This window comes from Amorphoplanes friuliensis DSM 7358 (assembly GCF_000494755.1).
In the GTDB taxonomy this organism is placed as follows: Bacteria; Actinomycetota; Actinomycetes; order Mycobacteriales; family Micromonosporaceae; genus Actinoplanes; species Actinoplanes friuliensis.
In genome coordinates this window covers 503,225-527,258 of the sequence record NC_022657.1, presented here as the reverse complement: position 1 = coordinate 527,258, position 24,034 = coordinate 503,225, and the positions used below count along the sequence as shown (strand labels likewise).

General features: G+C 70.0%; 25 protein-coding genes. 16 read left to right on the top strand and 9 right to left on the bottom strand.

The window, feature by feature from the left end; translation table 11 throughout:
- Positions 1-14 precede the first annotated feature (14 nt).
- The 12 genes from AFR_RS02540 to AFR_RS02485 all read left to right on the top strand — a co-directional run bounded on the left by AFR_RS02540 (position 15) and on the right by AFR_RS02485 (position 12,854).
- On the top strand, positions 15-1,055 hold the full coding sequence (locus tag AFR_RS02540; RefSeq protein WP_063749573.1) for a hypothetical protein: 1,041 nt from the start codon (positions 15-17) through the stop codon (positions 1,053-1,055).
- Positions 1,056-1,184: 129 nt separating this feature from the next.
- Entirely contained in the window at positions 1,185-1,904 is a 720-nt protein-coding gene (locus AFR_RS02535; protein ID WP_041841709.1) for a hypothetical protein, read from the top strand.
- A gap of 5 nt (positions 1,905-1,909) precedes the next feature.
- Complete coding sequence (locus AFR_RS02530) at positions 1,910-2,392, top strand: type VII secretion system-associated protein (protein ID WP_238547227.1); 483 nt, start codon at positions 1,910-1,912, stop codon at positions 2,390-2,392.
- Positions 2,389-3,366, top strand: coding sequence for a hypothetical protein (locus AFR_RS02525; RefSeq protein ID WP_023357726.1), 978 nt, complete (start codon positions 2,389-2,391; stop codon positions 3,364-3,366). Before AFR_RS02530 ends, AFR_RS02525 begins: the two co-directional genes overlap by 4 nt.
- The gene (locus tag AFR_RS02520; protein ID WP_041841707.1) at positions 3,353-3,670 is read left to right on the top strand and encodes a YrhB family protein; all 318 of its coding nucleotides are present in this window, start codon (positions 3,353-3,355) and stop codon (positions 3,668-3,670) included. Before AFR_RS02525 ends, AFR_RS02520 begins: the two co-directional genes overlap by 14 nt.
- On the top strand, positions 3,667-4,575 hold the full coding sequence (locus AFR_RS02515) for a GlcNAc-transferase family protein (RefSeq protein ID WP_023357724.1): 909 nt from the start codon (positions 3,667-3,669) through the stop codon (positions 4,573-4,575). The genes AFR_RS02520 and AFR_RS02515 overlap by 4 nt, the downstream gene beginning before the upstream one ends.
- 247 nt (positions 4,576-4,822) lie before the next feature.
- Complete coding sequence (locus AFR_RS02510; protein ID WP_041840543.1) at positions 4,823-5,917, top strand: ABC transporter substrate-binding protein; 1,095 nt, start codon at positions 4,823-4,825, stop codon at positions 5,915-5,917.
- Positions 5,918-6,102: 185 nt separating this feature from the next.
- Positions 6,103-8,856, top strand: coding sequence for an AbfB domain-containing protein (locus AFR_RS02505; protein ID WP_041840542.1), 2,754 nt, complete (start codon positions 6,103-6,105; stop codon positions 8,854-8,856).
- 95 nt (positions 8,857-8,951) lie between these two features.
- Complete coding sequence (locus AFR_RS02500; protein WP_023357721.1) at positions 8,952-10,487, top strand: sugar ABC transporter ATP-binding protein; 1,536 nt, start codon at positions 8,952-8,954, stop codon at positions 10,485-10,487.
- A complete protein-coding gene (locus AFR_RS02495) occupies positions 10,480-11,451 on the top strand; it encodes an ABC transporter permease (protein WP_023357720.1) in 972 nt (323 codons plus the stop codon). Before AFR_RS02500 ends, AFR_RS02495 begins: the two co-directional genes overlap by 8 nt.
- Positions 11,448-12,464, top strand: coding sequence for an ABC transporter permease (locus tag AFR_RS02490; protein ID WP_023357719.1), 1,017 nt, complete (start codon positions 11,448-11,450; stop codon positions 12,462-12,464). Before AFR_RS02495 ends, AFR_RS02490 begins: the two co-directional genes overlap by 4 nt.
- Positions 12,465-12,476: 12 nt before the next feature.
- On the top strand, positions 12,477-12,854 hold the full coding sequence (locus AFR_RS02485; protein WP_023357718.1) for a thiol-disulfide oxidoreductase DCC family protein: 378 nt from the start codon (positions 12,477-12,479) through the stop codon (positions 12,852-12,854).
- A 78-nt stretch (positions 12,855-12,932) separates the two neighbouring features.
- Here the strand turns inward: AFR_RS02485 and AFR_RS02480 are convergent, their stop codons facing one another.
- The 6 genes from AFR_RS02480 to AFR_RS02455 all read right to left on the bottom strand — a co-directional run bounded on the left by AFR_RS02480 (position 12,933) and on the right by AFR_RS02455 (position 18,685).
- A complete protein-coding gene (locus AFR_RS02480; RefSeq protein ID WP_023357717.1) occupies positions 12,933-13,952 on the bottom strand; it encodes a hypothetical protein in 1,020 nt (339 codons plus the stop codon).
- A gap of 2 nt (positions 13,953-13,954) precedes the next feature.
- Positions 13,955-14,479, bottom strand: coding sequence for an RNA polymerase sigma factor (locus tag AFR_RS02475; protein ID WP_052359299.1), 525 nt, complete (start codon positions 14,477-14,479; stop codon positions 13,955-13,957).
- Between the two features lie 41 nt (positions 14,480-14,520).
- A complete protein-coding gene (locus AFR_RS02470) occupies positions 14,521-15,225 on the bottom strand; it encodes a zf-HC2 domain-containing protein (RefSeq protein WP_023357715.1) in 705 nt (234 codons plus the stop codon).
- The gene (locus AFR_RS02465; RefSeq protein WP_041840541.1) at positions 15,222-15,743 is read right to left on the bottom strand and encodes a sigma-70 family RNA polymerase sigma factor; all 522 of its coding nucleotides are present in this window, start codon (positions 15,741-15,743) and stop codon (positions 15,222-15,224) included. The genes AFR_RS02470 and AFR_RS02465 overlap by 4 nt, the downstream gene beginning before the upstream one ends.
- 118 nt (positions 15,744-15,861) lie before the next feature.
- Positions 15,862-16,914, bottom strand: coding sequence for a neprosin family prolyl endopeptidase (locus AFR_RS02460; RefSeq protein WP_238547226.1), 1,053 nt, complete (start codon positions 16,912-16,914; stop codon positions 15,862-15,864).
- Positions 16,915-17,551: 637 nt separating this feature from the next.
- Positions 17,552-18,685: a glycosyltransferase family 4 protein gene (locus tag AFR_RS02455; protein WP_238547225.1), complete on the bottom strand. Its 1,134-nt coding sequence runs from the start codon at positions 18,683-18,685 to the stop codon at positions 17,552-17,554.
- 130 nt (positions 18,686-18,815) lie between these two features.
- Between AFR_RS02455 and AFR_RS02450 the strand changes: the two genes are divergently transcribed.
- From AFR_RS02450 to AFR_RS02440, 3 genes are all read left to right on the top strand, one after another.
- The gene (locus tag AFR_RS02450) at positions 18,816-20,369 is read left to right on the top strand and encodes a serine/threonine-protein kinase (protein ID WP_023357711.1); all 1,554 of its coding nucleotides are present in this window, start codon (positions 18,816-18,818) and stop codon (positions 20,367-20,369) included.
- Between the two features lie 290 nt (positions 20,370-20,659).
- Positions 20,660-21,133 carry a cysteine dioxygenase gene (locus tag AFR_RS02445; protein ID WP_023357710.1) on the top strand — a complete coding sequence of 158 codons (474 nt, stop codon included), beginning with the start codon at positions 20,660-20,662 and terminating at the stop codon, positions 21,131-21,133.
- Positions 21,127-21,537, top strand: coding sequence for a rhodanese-like domain-containing protein (locus tag AFR_RS02440; RefSeq protein WP_023357709.1), 411 nt, complete (start codon positions 21,127-21,129; stop codon positions 21,535-21,537). The genes AFR_RS02445 and AFR_RS02440 overlap by 7 nt, the downstream gene beginning before the upstream one ends.
- Positions 21,538-21,686: 149 nt before the next feature.
- On the opposite strand, the gene AFR_RS02435 is transcribed toward AFR_RS02440, so the two are convergent.
- On the bottom strand, positions 21,687-22,301 hold the full coding sequence (locus AFR_RS02435) for a TetR/AcrR family transcriptional regulator (protein WP_023357708.1): 615 nt from the start codon (positions 22,299-22,301) through the stop codon (positions 21,687-21,689).
- A gap of 50 nt (positions 22,302-22,351) precedes the next feature.
- On the opposite strand from AFR_RS02435, the gene AFR_RS02430 reads away from it, so the two are divergent.
- Positions 22,352-22,753: a PPOX class F420-dependent oxidoreductase gene (locus tag AFR_RS02430; RefSeq protein WP_023357707.1), complete on the top strand. Its 402-nt coding sequence runs from the start codon at positions 22,352-22,354 to the stop codon at positions 22,751-22,753.
- 54 nt (positions 22,754-22,807) lie between these two features.
- Here the strand turns inward: AFR_RS02430 and AFR_RS02425 are convergent, their stop codons facing one another.
- Together AFR_RS02425 and AFR_RS02420 are read right to left on the bottom strand one after the other, a co-directional pair.
- Positions 22,808-23,512, bottom strand: a complete 705-nt coding sequence (locus AFR_RS02425; RefSeq protein WP_023357706.1) for an anti-sigma factor family protein — start codon at positions 23,510-23,512, stop codon at positions 22,808-22,810.
- Positions 23,509-24,012, bottom strand: a complete 504-nt coding sequence (locus tag AFR_RS02420) for a sigma-70 family RNA polymerase sigma factor (protein ID WP_238547324.1) — start codon at positions 24,010-24,012, stop codon at positions 23,509-23,511. The genes AFR_RS02425 and AFR_RS02420 overlap by 4 nt, the downstream gene beginning before the upstream one ends.
- Positions 24,013-24,034: the final 22 nt, after the last annotated feature.

The following is a 24,034-nucleotide window of genomic DNA, read 5'->3' as shown; positions in this document are numbered from 1 at the left end:
CCCAGGAGGCGACGATGGCGCAGCCCGACGATGAGCTGCTCACACGGCATCACCAGCTGCTGCTGCGGGTGGCCGGCTGGGCACCGGACGACGTGGTCAGCGCCGCGCGGCAGTGGCTCGCCGAGGGGCGGGTGACCGAGGCGGCGCGGGCGGTCCTCGGCACGGTGCTCGCGGACCGGGTGCCGATCCGGCCCGACGACGCCGAGCTGCTCGTCCGCACCCTGCCGGACGTCAGCCAGGTCACGCAGCTGGCCGGTGCCACTCCGGCCGGTGATCCGGCCGCACATCCGGCGTTCGACTTCGCACCCGTACGCCCGGAGCCGTTCTCCCCCGCCCCCGCGCCCCTGCTGCTCGATCTGACCACCGCCGAACTCGATGCGGAGGACGCGGCCGCCGTCGCCGCCCTGGACGAGGTGACCGGCCCGGTGGCCCTGTGGCGGGTCTGGCGGTCACCGCAGCCGGACCGGGCCGCGGGTGGACCGGTCCGCGTCCACGTGCTGGAGACCAGCGCCGATCCCGCCCTGCTGCCGTCCGCGACCGCTGCACTGCAGAACGCCCTGGAAGCCGCCGGGGTCGAACACCCGCAGGTCGAGGCGTACACGACAGGTGTTGAACTGCCGTCCTATCAGCGCCTGGCCCGGGGGCGATCGGCCTTGCTGTGGGCCACTGCGAAGGCGCAGCCGATCACCATCGCGCGGGTCTTCGACTCCTACGACGCCGGGGGCGGGCAGTTCCGGGCCGACCATCCGGTGCTCTCGGCGGGCACCGAACCGGCCCAGGTGCTCGCTTATCTGGAGGGTGGTCAGGTGCTGCTCGCAACGACCGCCAAGGAGACGGACGTCTTCGACCCGGGCGCCGGTGCCGTCGTGCCGATGAGCTTCCGCACCGACGGCCGCTGGATCTGGACGGACACGGTCGCCTACTACCTGAGCACGTACGCGCTGAGCCCCGACGAGGAGTTCCTGGCCCACATCCGCGCGCTCGACTACCGGCTACCGACGGTCGACGCCGTGGCCGAGCACCGGGCGATGAGTGTCCTCGCCGACCCGGGGTAAGAACGGGTTCGGCCGCGGGACCGTTGGGGCAGCACCACGTCCGGGCCACGCCGCGCACCGGTCCTGTCATGTTCGAATGCTGATCGGGGTCGTGCCGGACGGGCGCGGCACAACACGAGGGTGACGGTGATGATCGACCAGGATCTTGCGGTGTTCGTGCCGGCGCTTCCCGACCCCGGGACCTTCGGCACCGCCGTACCGCCGCTGCTGGACCTGGTCGGCCGGTCCCTGCTCGACGACGCCGACAAGGCCGCCGTCGACGCCGTGACCGGTGCTTCCGGCTCGGTCGCCCTCTGGCGGGTGTGGCGGCTCACGCCCGACTCCCCTCCGGTACGCCTCTACGTGCTGGAGACCGCGGCCGCGGCTCCGGACGGCCTCGACGCCCTGGTCTACCGGACCGGTGACGAGGTGCCGGCCGAGCTGCGGCGCGCCCGCAACTCCGGCGCTCTGCTGTGGACGGCCGCCGATCCCGCGCCGCTGCGGGTGGCACCGGTCTTCGACAGCAACGCGGGATTCGACCCGGCGCACGTACGCCTGGACGACCCGGACCGCGACCGGATCGCCGACCGCCTCGACGGGGGTTCACCGATTCTGGCCACGGCCGACCGGCTGACCGACGTGGTCGACCCGGCGCGCGGCGCGGTTGTCCCGATGAGTTACCGCACCGACGGCCGCTGGATCTGGACAGAGTCGGTCTCCTACTACCTGCGCACCTACGGCCTGGCCCCGGGCACGGAGTTTCTCGCGCACCTGCGCGCAGCCGGCCGCCCGGCCACCGATGCGGCCGGTGAGCACCGGGCCCTCGCAGCGCTGTTCCAGTCGGCCGCCGCTGTCCGGGTGCAGGGGTGACGCCGGTGCTCGTGGATGATCACTTTCTGCTGCTGGACCCGGAATGGCAGCCGGACGACAGCACCGCGACGCCGCCCTTCGAGGCCGTCATCGGTCTGTGGCCGCGCCAGGCCGACGGGTCGGTCGGCCCGTTCCGCAGCAACCCCGAATACGTCCCGCGGTACGAGAACTCGCCGTCCGACCCGGTCGACGCGCTGCTGCGGCTGGCGCTGCGCGGCGACGCCGAGCTGGAAGATCTGCAGGCGGTGCTGCGTGACACCGTCGTCGACCTCGCGCTGAACGGTGACGGCCGGCCGCTGATCCAGGACTCCTGCGTTGTCGTCACGACCAGCGCGCTGCACCGCTCCCGGGTCTCCGCACCGGACTGGCGGCAGGCCGGGCTCACCGACGTTCTCGCCGTCCTGGCGGACTGGGACCTGCTGATCAATCCCGGCGGTCCGGCACCGGTACGCCTGGCCGGCGCCTTCGTCCGGGAGACCGCACGATGACCGGGCCTCTTGCCGGTCTGCCCGCGCCCGCCCAGCTGCACCTGCTGCTGCTGCGGGCCGCCGGCCGGATCACCGACGCCGAACTGACCGACCTTCGGCTGCGGCTCGCCGAGGGACGGTTCGGCGAATGTGCCGCGCGGCTGGCCGGTCGTTTCCCGACGACCGCCGACGAGATCGATGTCCTCCGCGCGTGTGCGCCACCGGGCACGCCGATGCCCCGGCCCGCGGACGGCCCGGTGGATGCCGCACCCGGTACGCCGTTCATCGCCGTACCGCCCGCGACCCTGCAACTGGCCGGTGAGGTGATCCCGCCGCTGCTCGACGTGACCGGGGACGCGGAGGCGACCGACGCGTACGACGCCGTGGTGCTCGAGGCGCTGGACCTGAAGGAGACCGTCGGCGTGTGGCGCTGCTGGCGCATCTCCGTCGACGCGGCCGGCACCGCCTCGGCCGCCCGGATCTACGTGGTCGAGATCGACGTGGCCCCCGCCGACCTGCCGCTGATCACCGCCGACGTGCAACGGGCGCTGCTCGACGCCGGTGACCGGATCTCGCAGATCGAGGTCTACCGGCCCGGTCTGCCGCTGCCCTCCTACCAGTGGGCTGCCCGGGCGCACGCGGCGCTGATCTGGGCGTCCTACCCCACGCCGGACATCCGTTTTGCGGTCGACCGGCCGACCGGCACCGAGGAGAGGCTGAGCCCCGACGAGCAGGCCGCCGCCTCGGACTACCTGCGCTCGGCCGCCGTCATGGCGACCGATCCCGCGCAGCAGGCGGCGCTGTTCACCGACGGCTGGTGGGTCTGGCCCGACAGCGTCGTCAGCCAGGTCGAGCAGCACGGGGTGCTGACCGATCCGGACCTGCTCGCACATCTGCGGGCCATCGCGTACACCGGCTGGGACATCGACGCCGTTGCCGTGCACCGGGCGATGGCCGCACTGCAACGTGCCGGGAGTGACCGTGGACCTCGCTGAGGCGCGCGACCGCGCCGCGGACAAACTGCGTGAGCTGCAGGACCCGGCAACACCGCTGCGACTGTCGGACGATCCGCCCGACGAGTACGCCTGGTGCTGGGTGTTCGGCTTCAACACCGAGCGCTGGTTCCGTACCGGGGAGCTCACCGACGGCGCCGTCAGCGGACCGGTCGTGGTGGACAAGGACGGTGGTGCCGTGTGGATCGCCCCGTCGGCGCCGCCGCTCGAGCGCTGGCTGAACGTCCACGCCGCCGAACGCGGACTCGGCCCGGTGCCTGTTCCGGAGGCGGGTGACCCCTGGTGACGATCTTCGTGTCGGTCGCGGCGTACCGGGATCCCGAGCTGGTGCCGACCGTGCTGGACTGCCTGGCCAAGGCCCGCCATCCGGAGCAGCTGCGGATCGTGGTGTGCTGGCAGCACTTCGGCGACGAGGACGTCTCGCCGCTGACCAGCCATCCCCGGGTCGAGCTGCTCGACTTCGACGCCCGGGAGAGCCGCGGTGCCTGCTGGGCGCGCGCCGAGATCATGCGCCGGTACGCCGGCGAGGACTGGTTTCTCCAGGTCGACAGCCACACGCGTTTTGCCCCCGGCTGGGATGTCCGCCTGATCGAGCTGGCCGCCGCGACGGGCGCCGACAAACCGCTCCTGAGCTGCTATCCGCCGACCTACGAGCCGGACGCGGCGTTCACCGGCGCGGGGCAGCCGACGCAGATCACGTTCGACCGGTGGACCGGTGACGGGCTGCCGGTCTTCGGCCAGGAGCACATCCCGGACTGGGAGCTGCGGGAGACGCCTGTGCCGGCCCACTACATCGCGGCCGGGTTCCTCTTCGCGCCCGGTTCCTTTGTCCACGAGGTCCCGTACGACCCCGGCATCTACTTCCACGGCGAGGAGATCACTATCTCCGCGCGGGCCTTCACCTGGGGTTACGACCTGTTCCACCCGGCCGAGGTGCTGTCCTGGCACTACTACATCCGGCAGGACAACCCCCGGCACTGGACCGATCACCTCGACAGCCCGGCCGGCAAGGGCTGGTTCGCGATGGACCGCGCGAGCCGCCGCCGTGTGGCCAACCTGCTGCGCTTCCCCTCGGTCGGCCGGTACGGCATCGGTCCGAAACGGACCATGACGGAGTACGAGACGCACATCGGTGTCGACTTTCGAAACCGTAAGCGCACGGCCGCGGATCCTCGGTACGTTCAATTGTGATCGGTAACAAACCTTCCGATCGACGGCCGTGATACGGCAAAATCACCCTTCCGACCTGCAGCTAAGCCTCTGACCTGCACGTCTGTTATCCCGGAGTCGAACCGCGACGCAGCGTCGCGTTCGTTTCTGATTGGTTATGACGGTGACCTTGACAGGAAAAGTTCGATAGTGCGTGAATGTGTTTCGGGATGGTTAAGCGTCGAAGCCCACCCGACGACGCCGCAGTCACCACTAAGGAGCCCATGTCATGAGCGCTATGTCCGGCCGCTGGAGGCCGGCGGTTCTTACCCTCGGCGCGGCCCTTCTTCTTGCCAGCGCGAGCGCGTGCGCGAAGTCCGAGGACAGCGACACGGCCGGCGGCAGCGGGACGTCCGCCTCCGCCGGTGCCCAGGTCGCCCAGTCGGCCGCACCCGGTGCGAAGAGCTGCACGCTGGAGCAGTTCGGCGGCACGAAGATCGACCTCAAGACCGCCAAGGTCGGCTTCTCCCAGTCGGAGAAGGAGGCGAACCCGTTCCGGATCGCCGAGACCAAGTCCATCAAGGACGAGGCGGCCAAGCTGGGCATCCCGGCCGGCAACCTCCAGACCACCAACGCGAACTCGCAGTTCAACAAGCAGATCAGCGACGTCGAGCAGATGATCGACTCGGGTGTGCAGCTGCTGGTCATCGCCCCGCTGAACTCCGACGGCTGGGACTCGGTCTTCGCCAAGGCCTCCGCCAAGAAGATCCCGATCATCACGATCGACCGCAAGATCAACGCGACCTCCTGCACCGACTACCTGACCTTCATCGGGTCGGACTTCGAGGAGCAGGGCAAGCGGGCGGCCGACAAGATGGCGGCGGCACTCGGCAACAAGGGCACCGTGGCGATCCTGCTCGGCGCGCCGGGCAACAACGTCACCACGCTGCGGACCAAGGGCTTCAAGGACCAGATCGCCAAGGTCGCGCCGGAGATCAAGATCTCGTTCGAGCAGACCGGTCAGTTCTCCCGCGAGGAGGGCCAGAAGGTCTCCGAGCAGCTGCTGCAGTCCAACTCGGACATCAACGGCATCTACGCGGAGAACGACGAGATGGCGCTCGGCGCCGAGGTGGCCCTGAAGGGTGCCGGCAAGAAGGCCGGTGACGTCAAGATCGTCTCGATCGACGGCACCAAGGGCGCGGTCCAGGGCATCGTCGACGGCTGGATCTACTCGGTCATCGAGTCCAACCCGCGCTTCGGCCCGCTCGCCTTCGAGACGGCCACCAAGTTCTTCAACGGTGAGCCGATCCCCGAGGACATCATCATCAGCGACCGCGAGTACGACGAGAGCAACGCGAAGACGGACCTGAACAGCGCTTACTGAGCACCACCTGTCGGCCTGTGCGGCGGCGTCGGACCCGTGTCCGGCGTCGCCGCGCGGCATCTGTACACATTGACTTATCTCTATTGTTCCCGGTGTTCAGTTACGTCAATATGTGTTTCAAGCTGGTTACCACCGCCGCCAGCACTCACCCCCCGAGCAGCACACTCCCTCGAAGGAGAGAGCACGTGACTGAACACCGACCCAGGTCCTGGCGACGCTTCCTCGCCGTGACCGTTGCGGCCCTGACCGCCTCAGCCGGCACCCTGATCGTCACGACGGGTCCCGCCGCGGCGTTCGTGCCGAAGACCCCGCCGCTGGTCACCCCGTGGACCAACCAGGTCTCGACGACCAACCCGCTCCCCGAATATCCCCGCCCGCAGCTCACCCGGCCCGACTGGCAGAACCTCAACGGCATCTGGCAGTTCGCCGGCGCCTCGAACATCAACACCCCGCCGGTGAACCAGACGCTGGCCGAGGAGGTCCTGGTTCCGTACCCCATCGAGAGCGCTCTCTCCGGGATCATGCGGCACCAGGACTACATGTACTACCGCCGGACGTTCACCGTTCCCGCCGGCTGGAGCGGCCGCAACGTGCAGCTCAACTTCGGCGCCGTCGACTGGCAGTCGAAGGTCTGGGTCAACGGCACGCTGCTCGGCACGCACGAGGGCGGTTACGACAAGTTCTCCTACGACGTGACCAGCACCCTGCGCGCCGGCGCCAACGAGGTCATCGTCGGCGTCTGGGACCCGACCAACGGCCAGGACATCCCGGTCGGCAAGCAGCGGACCAACCGCGGCGGCATCTTCTACACACCGTCGTCCGGCATCTGGCAGACCGTCTGGCTGGAGCCGACCAACCCGGCCCGGATCACCCGCCTCGACACCACCCCGAACGTCGGTGCCGGTGGTCTCGACCTGGTCGTGCAGGCCGCCAACGCGAGCGGCCAGGCAGTCACCGCGCAGGTGCTCAGCGGCGGCACGGTCGTCGGCACGGCGACGGGCACGGTCGGCACGAGCTTCCGGATCCCGGTCCCCAACGCCCACCTGTGGACCCCCGACGATCCCTTCCTGTACGACCTGAGGGTCACCCTCGCGTCCGGTGACGCGGTCGGCGGCTACTTCGGCATGCGCTCGCTCGGCAAGGCGATGCTCGGCGGCACCCTGCGCCCGACGCTGAACGGCAAGTTCGTCTTCCAGCTCGGCACCCTCGACCAGGGCTACTGGCCGGACGGCATCTCGACCGCACCGACCGACACCGCGCTGCGCTTCGACCTGGAGCAGCAGAAGGCGCTCGGTTTCAACATGGTCCGCAAGCACATCAAGGTGGAGAACGACCGCTGGTTCTACTGGGCGGACCGCCTCGGCCTGATGGTCTGGCAGGACATGCCGGCGCTGGCCAGCGGGCGCGACCCGTCGGCCATCGGGCGTACGCGGTTCGAGAAGGAACTCAAGGAGATGATCGACGAGCACAAGGGCATCACGTCGATCGTCCAGTGGGTGCCGTTCAACGAGGGCTGGGGCGAGTACGACGCCGGCCGCATCGCCGACCTGGTGAAGAGCTGGGACTCCACCCGTCTCGTCAACCACAACTCGGGCTCGAACTGCTGCGACTCCGACCCGGACCCGGGCAACGGCGACGTGATCGACGACCACATGTACGTCGGCCCCGGCATCACCCGCGCCCCGACGGCCACCCGCATCGCGGTCAACGGCGAGTACGGCGGCCTCGGCCTGCGCGTGCCCAACCACGAGTGGCCGACCGCCGGCAAGTTCGCCTACGAGTGGCTGCCCGACACCAACTCGCTGACCAACCGGTACGTGCAGATCACGAGCAAGCTGGTCGACCTGATCTCGGCCAACGGGCTCTCCGGTTCGGTCTACACCGAGCCCACGGACGTCGAGGAGGAGCTGAACGGCTTCTACACGTACGACCGGCAGATCCAGAAGATGAACTTCGCCAGCGTGCGCGCGGTCAACCTGCGGGTGCTCGGCGCGGCGACCGGCACGACGTTGCCGCTCAACAAGCTGGCCTCGCTGCGGGTCACCACACCCGGCTTCACCGACCGTTACCTGCGGCACTCGAACGGCACGGCGAACACCGCGGTGATCAACGGTTCGAGCCCCACGAGTGACAAGCAGGACGCGACGTTCTGGGTGCGTCCGGGTCTGTCCAACAGCGCCTGCTACTCCTTCGAGTCGCGCAACTTCCCGGGGCAGTACCTGCGGCACCGGGCGTACCGGGTCTACCGGGAGGCGAGCACCGGCGGCACATTCAACGCCGACGCCACCTTCTGTGCGCGGCCCGGACTGTCCGGCGGCGGCACGTCGCTGGAGGCCTCGAACCTGGCCGGCTACTACCTGCGGCACCGCAACTCCGAGGTCTGGATGGACCCCAACAACGGCGGGTCGTTCACCAACGACGCGACGTGGAGTGTGGTCAACCCGTTGTGGCGCAGCGGTGCGGACCTGACCGTCGGGCAGAACCGGTCGTTCCGGGTCACCACCGCCGGGTACGACACCCGGTACCTGCGGCACCGTGACTCGCTGGCCCGGACCGACGTGATCAGCTCGGGCAGCGTGCTGCAGGACCGGCAGGACGCCACCTTCACCGTGCGGGCCGGCCTCGCCGACAGCACCTGCTACACGTTCGAATCGGTCAACTACCCGGGACGTTTCCTGCGGCACGCCGCCTACCGGGTGCAGACCGCGACGAACGACGGCACCACCACCTTCCAGCAGGACGCCACCTTCTGTGCCCAGCCGGGCCTGAACGGCGGCAGCGGCAACGTGTCGCTGGAGTCCTTCAACTACGCCGGTTACTACTGGCGGCACTACGGCGAGGCTGTCTACATCGCCACCAACGGCGGCGGCAACGCCTGGGACAACCCGGGCGGCTTCAACGCCGACGTCACCTGGAACAACGCGGCCCCACTGGGCTGATGCACCGAGGGTGGGCCGGGCGGCCGACAAGCCGCCCGGCCCACTTTATGTTCGAAGTCTTGACGGATTATGTTGAGAAGTGAGTGAATGCGTTCATGGCGCTGCTAGAAGTCGTCGATGTTTCCAAGGTGTTCCCGGGCGTCCGCGCCCTGGACGACGTCTCCTTCACTCTCCAGGCGGGCGAAGTGCACGCCCTGGTCGGTGAGAACGGCGCCGGTAAATCCACTCTCATCAAGGTGCTGACCGGCGTCTACCAGCCGGACGGCGGCGAGTTGCGCTACCGCGACGAGCCCGCCCAGTTCGGCACACCGATGGACGCCCAGCGGGCGGGGATCTCCACGATTTACCAGGAGGTCAACCTCATCCCGCTGATGAGCGTCGCGCACAACCTCTTCCTCGGCCGCGAGCCGCGCACCGCGTTCGGCCTGCTCGACGAGTCCCGCATGCACCGCGAGGCGAGCGAGATCCTGGTCCGTTACGGCGTCACGACCGACGTCCGGCGGCAGCTCGGCACGCTCGCCCTGGGTGCACAACAGATGGTGGCCCTGGCCCGTGCCGTGATGATCGACGCCAAGGTCGTCATCATGGACGAACCCACCTCGTCGCTGGAGCCGCGCGAGGTCCAGACCCTCTTCGGTGTCATCCGCGACCTGCACGCCCAGGGCATCGGCATCGTCTACGTCAGCCACCGCCTCGACGAGCTCTACGAGATCTGCGACACCGTCACGATCCTGCGCGACGGCAAGCTCGTGCACACCGGCAAACTCGCCGACCTGGAACGCATCCAGCTCGTCTCGCTCATGCTCGGGCGCGACATGTCGGCCGTACGCCGTGAGGGCTTCACCGGTTTTGCCGGCGAACACGCCACCGAGGCGGACGCCGCACCCGTCCTCAAGGTGACCGACCTCAACAGCCGCCACAAGCTGCACGACGTCAGCTTCTCCGTACGCCCCGGCGAGGTCGTCGGGCTGGGCGGGCTGCTCGGCGCCGGTCGCAGCGAGACGATCAAGGCGATCGGCGGGGCGTACCCGATCGACAGCGGCACCATCGAGGTCGACGGCAAGGACCTCAAGCGGCCCACCACCGTGCAGGCCGTCAAGGCCGGCATCGCCGTGCAGCCCGAGGACCGCAAGGCCGAGGGCATCGTCGCCGGCCTGTCCGTGCGCGAGAACATCGCCCTCGCCGTGCTGCCCCGGCTGTCGAAGTTCGGCCTGGTCTCCGACCGCAAGATCGACGAGATCGTCCGCACCTACATGAGCCGGCTGCAGATCAAGGCGTCCAGCCCGGACCAGCGTGTCGGCGACCTCTCCGGCGGCAACCAGCAGAAGGTCCTGCTCGCCCGCCTGCTCGCCACCCAGCCCAAGGTCCTGCTGCTCGACGAGCCCACCCGCGGCATCGACGTCGGCGCCAAGGCCGAGGTGCAGTCGCTCATCGACGAGCTCGCCTCGGAAGGACTCGGCGTGGTGCTGGTGTCCTCCGACGCGGAAGAACTGATCGAGGGCGCCGACCGCGTCGTGGTGCTGCGCGACGGCGCCGTCGTCGGCGAACTGCTGAACGAGAACGTCACCACCGAAGCCCTGCTCGAGACGATCGCCGCGGCGGCAGTAGTGCTGGAGGACAACAATGAGTGAGGCGACGGCCACGGTCTCGCGCCCGGCCATCGACCTGGCGCGGATCAAGGCATGGCTGCCGGCGTACGGCGTCTACGTGGCGATCGCGCTGCTGCTGGTCTACAACGTGCTGTTCACACCGAACTTCCTGGCCTGGAGCAACCTGCGGATCCAGCTGATCCAGGTGGCACCGATCGTCATCGTGGCGCTCGGCATGGCCCTGGTCATCGGCACCGAGGGCATCGACCTCTCGGTCGGCTCGGTGATGGCGCTGGCCGCGGCCCTGATCCCGCTCTACCTCGGGTACGGCGTCATCGCGGCCATCCTCGTCTCGCTGGTCGCCGGGGTGCTGGTCGGCCTGATCAACGGCACGCTGGTCGCCAGAGTCGGGTTGCAACCCATCGTCGCGACGCTGGCGTTGTTCGTCGGCGGGCGCGGCCTGGCCCTGGTCATCTCCGACGGTCAGCTCAAGGACGTCCGCAACGACGACCTGATCTACCTCGGCTCCGGCGACTTCCTCCGGATCCCGGTGCTGGTCTGGATCGCCGCCCTGCTGGTGCTGGTGGTCGCGTTCGTGGTGCGGCGCACCGTTTTCGGCCGCCGGCTGCTCGCGATCGGTGGCAACCGGCCCGCGACCGAGCTGGCCGGCGTACCCGTCAAGCGGGTCCTGATCACGGTCTACGTGGTCTGCTCGGTGCTCGCCTCGATCGCCGGTCTGCTCGCCGTGGCCCGCATCCAGTCCAGTGACGCCTCCGCGGTCGGCCTGCTCATCGAGCTCTCCGCGATCACCGCGGTGGTCGTCGGCGGCACACCCCTCACCGGCGGCAAGGTCCGCGTCCTCGGCACCGTCGCCGGCGCGCTGCTCATGCAGCTGGTCGTCGCCACCATGATCAAGCACAACCTGCAGCCGTCGACGACCGAGATGGTGCAAGCCGTCATCATCCTCATCGCCGTGTACGTCGCCCGAGAGAGGAAGTCCCGGTGACCCAGATCGTCACGGATCCGGAGGTCGCGGCCACCGTCGCCGCCGACGAACGCCGGGCCGAACGCACCGACCGCATCGTCGGCCTGGTGCAGCGCCAGGGTGCGCTCGCGGTGCTCGTCGTGGTCGTCCTCATCGCGGCCGCCTCGTTCCCCAACTTCCGCAGCTTCGACAACGCCGGCACGATCCTGATCGCGGCGGCACCGCCCGCGCTCATCGCGCTGGGCATGACCTTCGTGATCATCACCGGCGGGATCGACCTGTCGGTCGGCTCGCTCTACGTGCTGGGTGGGGTCGTCTCCGCGTACGCGTCGCAGTGGGGTCTGGTCCCCGCGGTCCTCGCGCCGCTCGCGGTCTGTGGGCTCATCGGGGTGATCAACGGTGTGCTCATCGCGTACACGCGGATGGCGCCGTTCATCGTGACCCTGGCCGCCCTGCTGGGGGCGCGGGGTCTGATGCGCGCGATCAGCAGCGAGGGCTCGAACACCTACCTCGTCGAGAGCGACGCGTTTCGCAGCTTCGGCACCGGCTCGTTCCTCGGCATCGGCTACCCCGTCTGGCTCGTCGTGGTGATCTTCGTGCTCGGCATGGTGCTGCTGTCCCGCACCCGCTTCGGCCACGCCGTCTACGCCATCGGCGGCAGCGAGGACGCCGCGAGCCTGATGGGCATCGCCGTCCGGCGTACCAAGGTCTGGGTCTATGTGATGTCCGGCCTGCTCGCCGGTCTGGCCGGGGCGATCAACGCCGCCAAGCTCGGCTCGGGTGTCACGGTTCTCGGCACCGGCATGGAGCTCGACGCGATCGCCGCCGTTGTCATCGGCGGCACACTCCTGACCGGCGGCGCGGGCACGATCGCCGGCACCATCGCCGGTGTCCTCCTCCTCGGCGTGATCCAAAACATGATCAACCAGGTCGGCAACGTGCCCAGCAGCTACCAGCAGGTCATCAGCGGTGCGTTCCTCGCGGTGGTGGTCGTCGCCCAGACGTACCTGGTCAAGTTCCGCCGCGTGACCTGACAAGATAGGACCATGCAAAAGCCCACCTTCGTGTACGACGGCGACTGCTCGTTCTGCACGTCCTGCGCGCAGTTCATCGAGCGCCGCATCCCGTCACACGCGACCGTGGTGCCCTGGCAGTTCGCGGACCTCGACCGGCTCGGGCTCACCCTCGAGCAGGTCGAGGAAGCCGTGCAGTGGGTCGGCCCCGACGGCACGGTCGCCTCGGGCCCGGACGCCATCGCGCTGCTGCTGCGCGACGCCGGCCGCTTCTGGGAGGTCCCCGGCCGGGCCCTGCAGTTCAAGCCCGTCGGCCTGCTGGCCTGGCCGGCCTACCGCTGGGTCGCGGGCCACCGCCACCTTCTGCCCGGCGGCACCGCCGCCTGCTCCCTCCCCCAGGCCCAGCGCTAAAAGCTCTACGGCCCCACCGCCCGGCCCTGACCGCCCCCTGCACACGTTCCCGCGCGTGCACTTCCGGCATCGTGCGCTCTACGGCCCGGCCGTGATCGTGAAGGCCCGAACCTGCTGAGCTGGGCCGGCGGCAAAGGTCGCGACGCGCAGCTTGCGATCGTCCTGCCACGCGAGCGCCACCCTCGGCGCCGTCGGTATCTCCTGGTCAGCCTGGACCTTGCCGCCGTCGAGGCTGACGATCACCACCCGGTGGCCATCGTCCGCCTGGTAGGCCACGGCCAGGGAACGCGCGTCCGGAGACAACCGCAGACCGAGCACCCGGTCGCAGCGCAGCGGGGACAGGTCCGTCCACGCGACCACATCGTCGGTGCTCGTGTCGAGCACGGTGGGCCGGCACCTCGAGGACCGGGGAACCGCGGCCAGCCGATCACCGGCCACGTCGGCGGCGACGATCGTTCCGACCCGGTCCGCCGGCACGAGTGCAAGCTCGTTCCCGGTCGACAGGTCGTGCGCCACCAGACCGGTGCGGCGCCACAGGTACGCGGTGGTGGAGGTCGCGCCGACCAGGGTGAGCGGTGCACCGGCCTGCCCCGCCTCGCGAATCACTTCGGTGCTTCCGGTCGGGCCGACGACCACCAGTTGGTCACGCAGGGCCATGGGGACACCCCGGACAAGATTGCGGGGGCCGATAGCCACCACACGACCGTCGGGCGTACCGACAACGTGGTTCCAGGCGTCGGCGCCCACGACCCGATGCGCGACGAGGCGACCGTCCGGCAGGAGTTCACCGACCGCGTCCTCCTCGCCCAGGGAGACCGTGGCACCTCCGGCACCCGTGTAGGAACCGGCTGCGCCGTCGAGCATGAGCCGCTGGGCCACGGCCACGTCGGGGACAGCCGCGGGAGGCGGAGCCGGCTCAGCCGCGCGGTTCACCGACACCCCGATCCCGAGCAGCACAACCACCACGCCGGCGCAGGCCCCGGCAGCCGTTCGGCGACGCCGGCGCCGGTCGCGGACGCGCCGGTAGACGTCGTCGAGGCTCCCCGGATAACCACCCGTCGCCTGCGCCGCCGCCCGGATCGCCGTCTCCACCCGCATGGTCATTCCTTCTCTCCCAGCGCGGTACGCAGCACGGCCAGCCCCCGGGACAGCCGGCTCTTGACGGTGCCTTCACTGAGGCCGAGGGCCACAGCCGTCTCGGCGGTTGTCAGGTCGAGCAGGATGCGGCAGGTGACCACCGCACGCTGCGGTGTCGGCAGCTGCGCCAGAGCATCACGGGCCGCCAGTGCGCTGTCCGACGGTGGGGCCAAGGGCGACGCCGTGTCGGCGGCGGGCGGGCGTTCGCGGCGGACCTTCCGCCACCACGAGGTGGCCCAGTTGAGGCCGACCCGGAAGACCCACCCGGCGGGGTTGTCGAGGTGTCGGACCGTCGGCCATTTGGCGTAAGCCCTGGCCATCGCCTCGTCCACGGCTTCCCGGGCCAGCTCGTCGTGGCGCAGCGTCACCGCGAGCGCGCGAAAGACCCGGTCCACGTTGGCCCGGTAGAAAGCCTCGAAGGCTTCCGGTTCCGGGTCCCCGTGGCCGGGCGCCGCATCGTCGTCGACCGCCACCGGCAGAACTCCCATGCCTGGTACACGCGGCAGCATGCCCGGGGGTTCCCGATGATTCAGTTGAGGTGGGCCGTGCCGAGCACGTGGCCCTCGGTGTCGGCCACTGCGACGGCACTGACGTTGCGGAGCTGGATCGAGCTGGCCCCGGTGACCTTGGCGTTGCCGCTCGGGGTCGGGCCCCAGATCGCGGCCTGTTCGACCTGGCCGTCGGCGTTGCTGACCCGGCAGACGAACGGGCCGGCACCCGACAGCTTGGAGACCTGCAGGTCGATGGAGACACCCCAGGTCTTGCCGGTGAGGACGGCCTGGCCGGCCAGACCGCTTCCGTCGGACGGTTCAAAAACGGCGGTGATCAGCGGCTGGCTCGGCGCTGCCGCGATCGGCGGCGGAACGGGAGTCTCGTCCTGGTCGCGGCTGACGATGAAGCCCACCGCACCGGCCACGAGCAGCACCGCCGCGGCGACAGCAGCCAGCCGGCGGCCGAGGGTGCGGCGGCGGTCCCGGGTGCGTTCGGCGCGCATCCGGCCCAGCAGGCTCTCGATCCGCGCAGGGCTCGGCCTGGTGCCGGCCGCGACAGCAACCGGCGGGGCATTCTCCAAAGACCGGAGCAGCTCCGGTACGGGGGCGAGCCGGTCGAGTTCGGCGCGGCACTCGTCGCAGTGGAGCAGGTGTGCGTCGAGGCGGTCGGTGTCGGTGTCGTCGAGACCGCCCAGCAGATATCCGCCGAGCAGCCGGCGCAGGTCGTCGTGGTCGGCGCTCATCGCAGCACCCCCATCTCCTCGAACGCCTGCCGCAGCGCCCGCACCGCGTAGTAGGCGCGCGACTTGACCGTGCCCTCGGGCACCGACAGCTTGCGTGCCGCGTCGGCCACCGTCTGCCCTTCGTAGTACATGGCCTGGACGACGGCCCGGTGGTCGTCGGAGAGCCGTTCCAGCGCCTCGGCGACCAGCCAGCCCTCGACCAGCTGGTCGACGTTGTCGGCGGACGGTACGGACTCGACGACACCCTCGTCCGCGACCAGGTGGGGGCGGCGCTGTTCGGCCCGCCAGGCATTCGTGACGACGTTCCGGGCGATGGTGAGCAGGTAGGAACGCGTACGCCCGGGGTCCGGCTCCAGGTGGTCGATGTGCCGCCAGGCGCGCAGCAAGGTCTCCTGCACGAGGTCCTCGGCCTTGTGCCGATCCTGCACATATCGGGAGATGAAGCTGAGCAGCACCGCATAGTGCTCGGTGTAGAGCGCGGTCATCAGCTCCTCGTCGGGACTCACCCGTCGCCTCATCCGCTGCCCCCTCGTCGTCCCACCGCATCGTTGTACCCCGCCGGCGGCCCGCCGGTTCAGTACGCACAAAAAACGCCCGGTCCCACGACGGGGACCGGGCGTCTTCAGCGCTGAGCGATCAACACTTGAGGGGCAGCTTCTTCGCGTCCTCGGTGTCGGCGTCGTAGGGACCGCCGTACTGGAAGGTGTAGTCGCCCGACATGGCCGCCGAGTAGTACGGGCTCGTCGACCGCGGCTCGAACTTGACCTCGGGGCCGTTGGTGAGGGTGATGCTGCCGATCCGCGCGAAGTAGTCCTTCTGCTCGGGCAGGAGGGGCGCCCCGTTGCCCATCTCGCTGCAGGGCTTCTTCTTCGGGGAGGCGACCTCACCGAACCACTGGATCAGTCCGGCCTTGGTGTACTTGCCGTCCCAGAGGCTGTCCGGGAAGAAGCCGATCCACTCGGAGTCGTACGCGATCCACCAGACCGAGCCGGAGTGCTGGATGCCGAACCGCTTCTGGGTGCCCACCGGCAGGGTGTCACCGGGCTTGACCGTCTTGCTGTACATCTGGAAGCCGCAGGCGTTGTAGCAGGAGGGCTCGCGGTCCTTCCAGTAGTAGACGAACAGGTGCGGGTCGGAGTCGCCGTTGACCTTGCGGTCGATGTTCCAGCCGACCTCGACGATCTGGCGGCCGTCGGCGGACTGCACCGCCAGCTCGGCCAGCGTGTGGTAATCGCCGTCGGCCAGCTTGGGCTTGTGGACGGTCAGGTTGGCCCAGGTGCCGTCGGCCTCGGCGGTCTGGGTGCCGACCGCGTAGTGGAAGTAGACCTCGGTCGCGGCGGCAGCCTTGCCCGTGGTGGGCGGCGCCGGCGGCACGATCGTCGTCCTCATCGACTTGAGGGTGTTGCCCCGGGAGCTGCGGCCCTTGGGGGCGAACTCCGGCTCGGGAACCATCGAACCGCTCTTGTCCGCGGGCGCTGCGTCCGCACCGGCGGCGGCGACGGCGGCACTGCTGGCGCCGGCCTTGCCACGTGTGAGCTTGCGGGGCCGCTCGCCCCAGGGGAGCACCGCCGGCGGCACCGGGACGGGCTCGGCTGCGGGCTCGGCGACCGGCGCCTCGGCCGCTGCGGGCGTCTCGGCGGCCTGGGTCGTCTCGTCAGCGTTGGCGTTCAGGGTCCAGACGACCCCCATGGAGCCGACTACGGCGGCGGCTAGGCCGGCGGCGAGCAAACCGCGGCGTGAGTTCGACACGTGTCCGTCCTCGTTCATCGGGGGCTCGAAGGTCGGTGTGAGAGGGGAGTCTCAAACACCGGTCCTCAGCGGCAGAGGGACCATATAACGTTCTGAATACCGAACGCGCGGGTCGAGCGGCCTTTCCGCCTGAACGGTGGAGTCGATGGGCCGATCCGGTGAACGAACGCCCAAAGTGGTCGACGGTGCGTGTTCACGCAGTCGCTGTGGGGCATATTTTCGAGGACTGTTCTGAAAGAAGCTAACCGGCGCGAGGCTCTTTCGGGTCTGCTGCACCGAACAAGGGCGCCGCCAGGGCTCCGCAGCACGCGGACGAGGGTGGCAAATCGTCCTTTGTGGCGCAGTCAGGGCTTTGCCGACCTCGGACCGGGGCGGGCTCGGCCGTTCGATCCGGCCGCTCCCGGTTAATGATCTTCAACCGGCGATCGACATTGTTGATCAATTAGGCCGTAACGGTGATCTTGCCGACGAGGAGCGTTATATCCGGGGCAGAAAATGATCGGCCGCAACCGCGCATTTCTCCATTTGCGATCAAACACATCTGCCCCGGTTGCGGTGACCCTGTCCGCATAGGTGCTCAGCTGGGCGAAGCGCCGCGGCTGGTGCTGAGCTCGGTGAAGAGCCGCTCCCACTCCTGCCTGACCGTGAGCATCGAGTGGCGGTAGCTGCGCTCCCGGGCCGCTGCGCCCATCGCCCGGCGGTCGTCGGGGTGCTCGATGAGCCGGCAGATGCCCTCGGCCAGCGCTTCGACGTCCTCCGGCGGGATCAGCAACCCGTCCTTGCCGTCCGCGATGACCTCGGCCGGACCGGTCGGGCAGTCGAACGCCACCGCGGGCACCCCGGCGGCGGCCGCCTCGAGCAGCACCATCGGCAGCCCCTCGAAGCGGGAGCTGAGCACGTAGATCGACGCCTGCGACAGCTGCTCGTCCAGCCGCTTGTCGAGGCCGCGGAGCTCCACACCGCCCTCGAGACCGAGTTCGTCGATCTGCGCGGCCAGGCGCTTGTGCTTCGCGCCCGTACCGAAGATGCGCAGTTGCCAGTCCGGGTGCTTCGCGTGCACGCGGGCGAAGGCGTCGATCAGCAGGTCGAAGCCCTTCTGCGGGACGAGGCGGCCGGCGGCGACGAGCACCTTCGACGTCAGCTCGGCGGGCGGCAGCGGCCAGGGCGGGATGCCGTTGGGGATCCGCTCGAGGCGTACGCCGGTGCCGTCGAGCCCGGCGCGGTAGGTCTCCCGGTCGTGCTCGGTCAGCACCGCCACGGCGTCGAGCCTCGGGTACGCCTTCAGGATCGCCGCGCGCAGCGCAGGCTTGTAGTGGTCGAAGTTCATGTGGTCCTGGGCGACCCGGACCAGCCGCCGCGGCGCGAACCACGCGGAGAAGAGGTTGAGCCCCGGGCGCGTGGTGACCAGCACACCGTCCTTCGCCGCCCAGAGGTACCGCAGGATCGCCAGGTCGACCAGCGGGTCCCAGCGCTTGTAGCGGAAGTCGTTGCCGTGCGGCAGGCGGTTGGCGAACCGGCGTGTCTTGTGCGGCAGGCGGCGGCGCTTGCGCTCGGGCGGATCGGTCCACACCCGGCCGTCCCCGCGCAGGTTCGTCAGCGGCACCAGGCGCACCCGGGGATCGACGGCGAAGATCGGCACTTCGGCGCTGCGGTACACGCTGGCGATCTCGACGTCGTGGTCGGCGCAGAGCGAATTAGCCTGATTCACCACGGTTCGAATCGTTCCGCCGGTGCCGTAAGCGTTATGGAGGAGATACCGGATCTTCACGCGCGCCAACCTAGCAACGACCATAAAACGATCCTGGCCCATCCGCGGCATCCACGGCGCCGAATCCCCCCGTATGAACGCAGCGCAGGATCTGGTCGGCGGCCGCTACCGGCTGCTCGAAGTGATCGGCGCCGGCGGCATGGGGCGGGTCTGGCTCGCCGATGACGAGTTGCTGCGCCGCCGCGTCGCTGTCAAGGAGATCGGTACGCCCACCGACGTCAGCACGTCCGAGCTGCTCGACCTCCAGCTCACCACGATGCGCGAAGCGCGGGCCACCGCCCGGCTCGACCACCCCGGAGTCGTCGGCGTCTTCGACGTGGTGTGGCGCCCCGACCGCTCCTGGATCGTCATGGAGTACGTCGAATCGCGCTCGCTGCAGGACGTCGTCCGCGAGAACGGCCCGCTGCCGCACCGCGAGGTCGCCCGCATCGGCCTGAACGTCCTCGGCGCCCTGCGCGTGGCCCACGCCGCCGGAGTGCTGCACCGCGACGTCAAGCCGCACAACGTTCTCCTGGCCACGGACGGCCGGGTCGTTCTGACGGACTTCGGCCTGGCCAAGCTCGAGGGCATCGACCAGGGACCCGAGCCCCTGCTCGGCTCCCCGCACTTCGTCGCACCCGAGCGCCTGAGCGGTGTCGAGTCCAGCCCCGCCTCCGACCTCTGGTCCTTCGGCGCGATGCTCTACGCCGCCGTCGAGGGCCGGGCGCCGTTCCAGCGCGGCACGGCGACGGCTTCGCTGACCGCACTGACCAAGCAGGAGCGTCCGGACGGCGCCCAGCATCCCGGACCGCTCACCCCGATCATCGACGGTCTCCTGGTGAAGGATCCCGCGAAGCGGATGACGGCCGAGGACGCCGAGGACCGGTTGCGGCGCGTGGCCGACCGCGCGGTCGGGGTCTTCCCGATGCACATCCCGCGGCCGGGCACCGCGGCCGCCATCGCCTCCGCGCTGGGCCGGTCCATCCCGGCCCGGCCCGCACGGCGCCGGATCGCCCGCAGCACCAAGATCGCTCTCCTGGCCGCGGCCGTCCTGCTCGTCGGCACCACCGGCACGGCCTTGGCGCTCGACGTGCGGCCCGGCTCCTTCCCGGGCACCACCCCGAGCGCCGACGCGGTCTCGGCGATGGCCGCGGTCTGCGCCGCGGGAGGCCAGGCCGTCTCCGGCACGACCGACAACCGGGGGTACGCCGTACCGGCCGGCTGGCTCTGGCACTCCGACCCGAACGGCTTCGACGTCGCGGTGCCGCAGGGCTGGACCCGGTCACAGGACGGTACGACCGCCTGCTTCCGCGACCCGGGTGGCAGCCGCTCGTTCCGCGTCGACGCCACGGCCCGGCTCACCGGCACAGCACTGGCCTACTGGCAGGACCAGGAGCAGACGGCACTGACCGAACGCTCGCTGCCCGGGTACACCCGCGTTGCCATGACGACACTGACACAGAAGCAGGGCGGCGCCGACTGGGAGTTCACCTGGCAGCCGCCCGGCGAGCCCGTACGCCGCCACGAGCGCCGGGTCCTGCTGTCGATGGCTCCGGACCGCACGTACCTGGTGCAGTGGACGACCCGGGACCAGGACTGGACGAGCAACGAGGCGTACCTCGAACTGATCCTCGCCAGCCTCTCCTGATCGCCGTTCCCGCATGTTGGTACACGTTTGATTTTGCCCGTCCGGCCCGACGACGATGGGCGCATGCAGCGGCAGGGCATCCCTCTCACAGCCCGCCGGGTCATCGACCTGGCGCGCTGCGCCAGCGCGCGCTGTCCCCGCTGATCTGCGCTTTCTGCGCCCCCTTCGGGTAATTCCACCGGCCTGAGCGCCGGTTTCCAGGTTCTCTCCGCGCGTCGTCCGCTCCCGGCCGTACTGTGGCTGTAAACCTATAGAACTGATAGGCAATATATGCAAAGCGAGGAGCAGCAGTGACCGTCGTCGACATCCGCCTCGACCATCTCGCCACGGCCACCCGGTATGCCGCCGATCCGGACTCCTGGCCGGTCGCACCCCGGTACAACGCCGCCGACCGCTGGTACCACCGCCTGGCGCAGGAGCCCGACCACGAGGTGTGGCTGCTGACCTGGCTCCCGGGCCAGGGCACCGACCTGCACGACCACGGCGGCTCGGCCGGCGCGTTCTACATCCACTCCGGCACCCTGACCGAGGACACCGTCGCGACCAGCCCCGACGGACTCCCCCGGATCACCGCCCGCGAGCTGGGCGAGGGCGCCGGCCGCCGCTTCGGCACCCGGCACATCCACCGCATCACGAACCGCTCGAACCGCCCCGCGATCAGCATCCACGCGTACGGGCCGGCCCTGAGCACCATGACCCGGTACCGCATCGGCGCCGCCGGCCTGGACGTCGTGACCGTCGAGCGGGCGGGGGCCCAGTGGTGACCACGACACTGCTGCCCACCGCACCCGAAGGCTCCCAGGGCATCGACCAGCTGCTGTCCGCCGCGCGCGCCCGCCTCACCCGCGTCGGCCCCCACGAGACGTACCGTGCCCTGGCCCGCGGCGCGGTCCTGGTCGACATCCGCCCGGCCGCCCAGCGTGCCGAACACGGCGAGATCCCCGGCGCGATCGTCATCGAACGCAACGTCCTCGAATGGCGCCTCGATCCCCGCAGCGACGCCCGCCTCTCCTTCACCCGGTACGACCTCGAGGTGATCGTGACCTGCCAGGAGGGATACACGAGCAGCCTGGCCGCGGCCGCCCTGCAGGACCTCGGCCTGCTCCGCGCCACCGACCTCGACGGCGGCTTCAAAGCCTGGCAGGAAGCGGGACTCCCCACCGCCTGACGAGCGGGCCGTCGTCCGCTGGGCCGGTGCGATCGCGGCGGCCCGGATCGAAGGATCCGAGGCCGGCGCCCGGGTGCGCGCGGAGCTGTCCGCGGGGGCGGCCGGCGGCACCGACCGTCGCATCCCTACCTGGCCGGCGACCTCGGCGCCTACGCGTCCCGCACCCTGGCCCTGTGCGGCTGACCCGGTCCGCCGTGCGAGAGCAGCGGTAGCAACACCTCGTCGACCAGCGCGGACTGGTCGGCGGTGGTCGGTGGGGCGCCGCCGAGCAGCGTGGTGAGGAAGAGCTGGGCCACGGCCAAGTCGAGCACGCGCGCGACCCGGGCCGCGTCCACCTGCTCACCCCGCCCGGCGGCGCTGCCCGCGATCAGGGCGCCCTGGGCGATGCTGCGGTCGGCGATCTGGGCGCGTACGAGATCACGCAGGGTTCTGTCCTCGCGGAGGGCCTGCGTCAGGCCGATGATCGACGGGCCGGTGTGCCCGGTCAGGGCGCGGGTGATCGCGGCGACCGAGGCGAGAAGGTCTCCGCGCACCGTGCCGGTGTTCGTGGCCTGCGGCGGAACGGCTTCGGCGGTGCGGCGGACGGCTTCGGCGATGAGCGGCGCCTTGCCCGGCCACTTGCGGTAGATCGTGGCCTTGGAGGCGCGGGCGCGGGCGGCGATCGCGTCCATGCTGACCCGGTCGTACCCGATCTCGGCCACCAGCTCGACGGCGGCGGCCAGGATCGCCTCCTCGCGTGCGTGTCCGCGTAGGGCGCTCGTCACGTCTCCCGCTCCTTGACTTGTGTACGAAACGGTACCGTACAGTATTTGTCATGACCGATCTGCCCGCCGCCCTGCTGGAACTGCTCCGCAAGCCCAGCCCCTGCTTCATCGCCACGACCATGCCCGACGGTTCACCGCAGCTGACCCAGACCTGGGTGGGCACCGACGGTGAGCACATCCTGCTCAACACCGTCGAGGGCTTTCGCAAGGTCAAGAATGTCGAGCGTGACCCGCGGGTGGCAGTCACGATCGCCGACCCGGAGAACGTCTCGAACTACTTCTCCGTCCGCGGCCGTGTTGTCGACATCACCGACAAGGGCGGCGCCGAGAGCATCGAGGAGCTCGCCCAGAAGTACCTCGGCGGGCCGTACCCGTGGTTCGGCGGCCGTGACCAGGTCCGGCTGGTGCTGACCATCGAGGTGGAGAAGATCGTTCACGCGCCCTGGGGCTGACCTGACGAGCCGGGGACGGTCCTGGGCAAACCGTCCCCGGCTCGAGCTCCGCGGTCAGACGTCGACGCTGGTGTACTGCTTCCCGGCCTCGGTCACGACCCGGACCGAGCTGACCTGGTCCGGCGGCACGAGTGCGCTTCCGTCCAACGTGGTTCCCTCGGCGGCGCCCTTGTCGGACACCACCCAGCTGCCCGCGAGGACGGTCGTGCCGTCCTTGCCGATCACCTCGAGCCGGCAGCGCTCACCGGCCGGGATGCCGACCACGGCGGCCTTGATCCGGACCCAGCCGGGCGCCGGCGCCACCGCCACGGTGATGCGTGCCCCGGTGCCGGCGTCGACAGCGGTCGCCGTCTTCGTCCCCGGGATCGTCGTCGGTTCGGACGCGACCGGCGTGGGCAGCGCGACCGGCGCCGCCGGGTCCACCGACAGGCGGCCGACCGCGGCTCCGGAGGCGATCGCCGCGGCGACCACCACGGCCGCGGCCACACCTACCAGTGCGTTCCGCCGATGACGCCTCCCGGAGGACTCGTCACGGATCTGCCGCAGCGTGCGCTGCAACAGCAGGTCACCGCCCTCGGGCGGCCCGTCCAGCAGCATCGCCTCGGGCACGGCCTCGAGTGCCATCGTCCACTCCTGCAGGGATTCCACCTCGGCCCGGCACTCGGCGCAGCCGGCGAGGTGCTCCTCGACCTGCCTGATCTGCTCCGCGTCCAGCGACTTCGTCAGGTAACCGGCGAGGTCCACGTGATTGGTGTTCATGAGGCAGACCGTTCCGTTCCGGCGGCGCTCAGCGACCGGAGCTCGCGTAGTGCCCGGAGGGCGTAGAAGGACCGCGACTTGACCGTCCCGGGCGGAATGCCCAGTGCCTTGGCCGCTTCCGCGACCGTGCTGCCGAGCAGGTAGACCTGCTCGAGCACCTCGCGATGTTCGGTGGAGAGCCGGCTGAGTGCGTCGACCACCACCACCGAGTTGACCACCTGCTCGGCGTGGTCGCCCTCGATCGCGGTCTCGACCGGGGTCTCCCGGACCTCGGTCGCCCGGGCTCTGCGGGCCCGGACCTGGTCGGTGACGATGTTGCGGACGACCGTGAGCAGCCACCCGCGCACCGAACCCTTGCCGTTCACCAGGCTGTCGGGATGCCGCCAGGCCCGGACGAGCGCCTCCTGGACGACGTCCTCGGCTGCGGCACGGTCCCGCGTCAGCTGTGTCGCGTAAGCGAGCATCGCCGCCCCGTGTTCCTGGAACAGGGATCTGACCAGTGCTTCATCGGCCACCTCCCGG